Origin of the sequence: Nakamurella sp., from assembly GCF_048594475.1 — a bacterium.
Classification (GTDB): domain Bacteria; phylum Actinomycetota; class Actinomycetes; order Mycobacteriales; family Nakamurellaceae; genus Nakamurella.
Genome location: NZ_JBMDXT010000433.1, coordinates 1 through 4,148, shown reverse-complemented (window position 1 = coordinate 4,148; position 4,148 = coordinate 1). Strand labels below are relative to the sequence as shown.

6 protein-coding genes are annotated in these 4,148 nt (G+C 75.4%); 5 read left to right on the top strand and 1 reads right to left on the bottom strand.

What is annotated here, in order from left to right:
• The 3 genes from ACOJUF_RS19710 to ACOJUF_RS19700 all read left to right on the top strand — a co-directional run.
• Positions 1 to 180 (top strand): hypothetical protein (locus ACOJUF_RS19710; protein ID WP_420123520.1); only part of this gene is annotated, 180 nt, incomplete at its 5' end.
• A 55-nt stretch (positions 181 to 235) separates the two neighbouring features.
• Positions 236 to 784 (top strand): DUF2243 domain-containing protein, encoded by a 549-nt coding sequence (locus ACOJUF_RS19705; protein ID WP_420123519.1) that lies wholly within the window; start codon positions 236 to 238, stop codon positions 782 to 784.
• Positions 781 to 1,617, top strand: a complete 837-nt coding sequence (locus ACOJUF_RS19700; RefSeq protein WP_420123518.1) for a cytochrome c oxidase assembly protein — start codon at positions 781 to 783, stop codon at positions 1,615 to 1,617. Before ACOJUF_RS19705 ends, ACOJUF_RS19700 begins: the two co-directional genes overlap by 4 nt.
• On the opposite strand, the gene ACOJUF_RS19695 is transcribed toward ACOJUF_RS19700, so the two are convergent.
• Positions 1,568 to 2,203 carry a TetR/AcrR family transcriptional regulator gene (locus tag ACOJUF_RS19695; RefSeq protein WP_420123517.1) on the bottom strand — a complete coding sequence of 212 codons (636 nt, stop codon included), beginning with the start codon at positions 2,201 to 2,203 and terminating at the stop codon, positions 1,568 to 1,570. The two genes, ACOJUF_RS19700 and ACOJUF_RS19695, sit on opposite strands and share 50 nt — an antisense overlap.
• Before the next feature lie 92 nt (positions 2,204 to 2,295).
• Here ACOJUF_RS19695 and ACOJUF_RS19690 point away from each other — a divergent pair, with 92 nt between their 5' ends.
• Together ACOJUF_RS19690 and ACOJUF_RS19685 are read left to right on the top strand one after the other, a co-directional pair.
• Positions 2,296 to 3,273, top strand: a complete 978-nt coding sequence (locus ACOJUF_RS19690) for an NAD-dependent epimerase/dehydratase family protein (RefSeq protein WP_420123516.1) — start codon at positions 2,296 to 2,298, stop codon at positions 3,271 to 3,273.
• A 55-nt stretch (positions 3,274 to 3,328) separates the two neighbouring features.
• Positions 3,329 to 4,135 (top strand): SDR family oxidoreductase, encoded by an 807-nt coding sequence (locus tag ACOJUF_RS19685; RefSeq protein ID WP_420123515.1) that lies wholly within the window; start codon positions 3,329 to 3,331, stop codon positions 4,133 to 4,135.
• Positions 4,136 to 4,148: the final 13 nt, after the last annotated feature.

Below are 4,148 nucleotides of genomic sequence, written 5' to 3'. Positions count from 1 at the left end.
GACGTGCTGGCCAAGTGCTACGGCGGCGACATCACCCGCAAGCGCAAGCTGCTGGAGAAGCAGAAGGAGGGCAAGAAGCGGATGAAGATGGTCGGCCGGGTCGAGGTGCCCCAGGAGGCCTTCATCGCCGCGCTGTCCACCGATTCCTCGCCGGCCGCCGGCAAGGACGCCAAGAAGTAGCGCCAACCGGGTACTTCTCCTGATCGACATTTCCGATCGGACAGGAGAACTCCCGATGGCCAAGACCTCCGCCCGGCCCACGCCCGCCGCCACGCGGCGCGGGATCGTCCTTCCCGGCATCGTTCTCGGTGTGGGGCTGGGCGGGTTCGTCGACGGGATCCTGCTGCACCAGATCCTGCAGTGGCACCACATGCTCAGCAGCACCGGCAGCGACTCCGTCGGGATCGCGCCCTACCCGGTGGATACGGTCCACGGGCTGCAGATGAACACCCTGTGGGACGGGCTCTTCCACGTCGTCACCTGGCTCTCGATCCTGCTCGGTCTGGCCCTGCTGTACGCCCGCATCACCGGGTCCCGGGGCCGGATCTGGACCTCGCGCGCCCTGTGGGGCTGCATCGTGGCCGGCTGGGGCCTGTTCAACCTGGTCGAGGGGGTCATCGACCATCACCTGCTGGGCATCCACCACGTCCGCAGCGGCGAGCACCAGACCGCCTGGGACGTCGGCTTCCTCGGTCTGGGTGCACTGCTGGTCGCCGGCGGATGGCTGCTGCACCGGACCGCCGCGCCACTGGATCTGTGCGCCGGCGACCGGACGGGCCGGTGACCGGCGGATCCCCGGTCGGGTCGCTGGCCCACGGGTCGCCGGCGGGATCCGTCGGGATGATCGGTACCGCGCTGCCGCTGGTGGTGCTGGCCGGCGGCGCCGCGGGCTATCTCGTGCTGGCCGTCCGCCGGCGCCGGGAGGCCCTCGGCTGGCCGGCCGCCCGGGTCGGCTGCCTGCTGGCGGGAGTCGGCCTGCTCGCCGCGGCCGTGCTCCGGCCGGTGGGCCCGTTCCCGGTCGGGGACTTCCGCGGGCACATGCTGCAGCACCTGACCGTCGGCATGGTGGCCCCGACGCTGCTGGTGCTCGCCGCGCCCATGACGCTGCTCCTCCGCACGCTGCCGGCGGCCGGGGGCCGCCGGCTCGGGCGTCTGCTGCACCGCCGCCCGGTCCGGCTGCTGACCCACCCGGTGACCGCGCTGGCGCTCACGCTGGGCGGTCCGGCCGTGCTCTACTTCAGCGCGCTCTACCGGGTCGCCGCGGCGGACGGGACCGTGCATGCCGCGGTCCACCTTCATTTCCTGCTGGCCGGCTACCTGTTCGCCTGGGTCGTCGCCGGTCCCGATCCCGCGCCGCACCGGCCATCGGTCCCGGCCCGCCTGGTCGTGCTCGGCGTGGCCGTCGCCGGGCACGCGATCCTGTCGCAGATGCTCTACGCCGGCCAGTTCACCGACCTCCCGGTGCCGGCGGGGCAGCGTCGCGGGGCGGCCGAGCTGATGTACTACGGCGGCGACCTGGCGACGCTGGCCCTGGCCGTCGTGCTGGTCGGGCGGTGGCGTCCGCGGGTCAGCTCGGCCGGACGAGGCCGGTCAGGTACGTCCGCACCACCGCGCTGATCTCGTCCCGCGAGCCGTCGGTGCCGGCCGGGGCGGCGGTCAGCGAGCCGACCCCGACCAGCCGGTCGTACTGCAGGCCGTCGAGCAGTGCGATCAGCCCGTCGGCGGCGCGCGGCGGGTCGGCCGCGCCGAGCCGGGTGACCGCGCCGATCGCCATCGCCCGGAAGATGCCGCCGGCGTGCAGGATCTCGCGCAGGTCCGGGTCCGAGGCGACCTCGATCTCGCAGGCCATCCGGGCCAGCGTGCGGGCCCGGTGCTCGGCCAGCTGCCCGTCGACGAACACCGCGATCCGGTCGGCCAGCCGGTCGGCCTCGGCCAGCCGGCCGGCCCCGGTGGCCGGTGCGCCGGCCGCGTCCGTCGGCGGGCCGGGCAGCCGCGCGAGACGGTCGGCATTGATCTGCGCGATGCGCACCAGGACGCCCCGGAGCAGGTCGCGTCGCGTCCGGAAGTGGTACGAGGTCGTCCCGGTGGGGACCCCGGCGGCGGCGTCAACCGCGCGATGGGTCAGCGACCGCATGCCGCGGCCGGCGATCAGCCCGATGGCGGCGTCGGCCAGCAGGACCGGGCGGTCGGTGGTGACGGGCATCGGAATTCCTTCTTGACGACGGTCGCGACAGGTGTAGCGTAACCCGCGACAGATGTAGTGCTACAGATGTAGCGGAAGGGTCCGGTGCGGGGATGGCCGAGCGGGAAGTGCACGTCGTGGTCGGGGCGGCCGGGGTCACCGGCCGGCTGGTGGTCCGGCACCTGCTGGCGGCCGGGTGCCGGGTCAGGGCGGTCACCCGGGACGGCCGTGCGGTGGGCGAGGGCGGCGCGGAGCCGGTCGCGGCCGACGCCGCCGACCCGGTGGCGCTGGCCGCCGCCGCGGCCGGGGCCGCCGCCCTGCACCACTGCGCGATGCCGCCGCTGCCCCGGTGGCGCCGCGACTTCCCCCCGCTGACCGATGCGGTCATCGGGGCGGGCGAGGCGACCGGCGCCCGCGTGGTCTACGCGGACGACACCTGGATGTACGGCCGGGTCGCCGGCCCGATGACGCCCGACCTGCCGTACCGGCCGGTGAGCGCGGCCGGCGTGCTGCGCGCCTGGCTGGCGCAGCGGCTCGAGCACGCCGCGGCGGCGGGTCGCATCCGGTTGTCCGTCGTCCGCGCCGGTGAGCTGTACGGGCCCGGCGTCCGCTCGATGATCGCCGGGAACGTCTTCGGCGCGGTCGCGCGCGGCCGGACCGCCCACTGGTTCGGCCGCCCCGACCTGCCGATCACCCCGACCTACGTCGACGACTTCGCCCGGACGATCGCTGCGGCCGGCCGGTTCGACCGATCCGCCGGCCGGGTCTGGCACGTGCCGCACCCCGGCGCCGTCACCGGACGCGAGCTGGTCGCGCTGGCCGCCGGCCTGGCCGGCCGGCGGCCCGCGGTCACCGCGATCACCGGCCGGCAGCTCCGGCTGCTGGGCACGGTGGTCCCGCTGGCCCGGCAGGCGGCCGACCTGCTGTACCAGTTCGAGCAGCCCTTCGTCGTCGATGGGACGGCCGCGGCCGCCGCGTTCGACCTCGACCCGACGCCGTACGCGCAGGGCGTCCGGGACACGCTGCGCTCGCTGGGTGTCGCGGGGTCCGAGCGCCCGGATCCCCGTGTCCTGCGGCCGGTGTCACAGTGACCGGCCGGCCGGTGTCCCATGCCCGACGAGGACCACTGAACGTTCGGGAGCTGACATGAACAACCGACTTGCCGTCGCCGGTGGAACCGGCCTGATCGGACGGCTCGTGGTGCCGGCGGCCCGCGCCGCCGGCCTCGAACCGGTCGTGCTGGCCCGGTCGACCGGCGTGGACCTGACGACCGGCGCCGGGCTGGCGGAGGCGCTGGACGGCGTCGACGCCGTGATCGACGTCGTCAACATCGGCACCCAACGGCGCCGCCGGGCGGTGGAATTCTTCGGCACCGCCACCGACACCCTGCTGCGTGCCGAGCGGCACGCCGGCGTCCGGCACCACGTGACGTTGTCGATCGTCGGCATCGATCGGGTCGACACCGGGTACTACGCCGGCAAGCTGCGGCAGGAAGAGGTGGTCACCCGTGGTGAGGTTCCGTGGACGATCCTGCGGGCGACGCAGTTCCACGAGTTCGCGGGTCAGCTCCTCGACCTGTTGCCCGGCCCGCTGGCGGTCGTGCCGAACATGACGAGCCGGCCGGTCGCCGCGCGCGAGGTCGCCGGGCACCTGCTGGAGCTGGCCGCCGGGCCGGCGCAGGGCCGCGCTCCGGAGATGGGCGGGCCGCAGGACCGGAGGATGGTCGACCTGGTGCGAGCGGTCGTCCGAGCGCGGGGCGTCCGCCGCGCGGTGCTGCCGCTGCCCGCGGTGGGCGCGGCCGGCCGGGCCGCCGCGGACGGCGCACTGGTGCCCGCCGGGCCCGGACCGCGGGGAAGCGAGACGTTCGAGCAGTGGCTGGACCGGACCGGCGGGTGGTCGCGCCCGGACGCGCCCGCGCGGCCGGTGCCCCCGGGCCGACGGGGGCCGGCATGAGGGTCGCGGTGGT

What these genes read in the sequence shown, in the direction of transcription:
- ACOJUF_RS19705 (WP_420123519.1), top strand. Translation starts at nt 236, where the DNA reads ATGGCCAAGACCTCCGCCCGGCCCACGCCCGCCGCCACGCGGCGCGGG.
- ACOJUF_RS19695 (WP_420123517.1), bottom strand. Translation starts at nt 2,203, where the DNA reads ATGCCCGTCACCACCGACCGCCCGGTCCTGCTGGCCGACGCCGCCATC.
- ACOJUF_RS19690 (WP_420123516.1), top strand. Translation starts at nt 2,296, where the DNA reads ATGGCCGAGCGGGAAGTGCACGTCGTGGTCGGGGCGGCCGGGGTCACC.
- ACOJUF_RS19685 (WP_420123515.1), top strand. Translation starts at nt 3,329, where the DNA reads ATGAACAACCGACTTGCCGTCGCCGGTGGAACCGGCCTGATCGGACGG.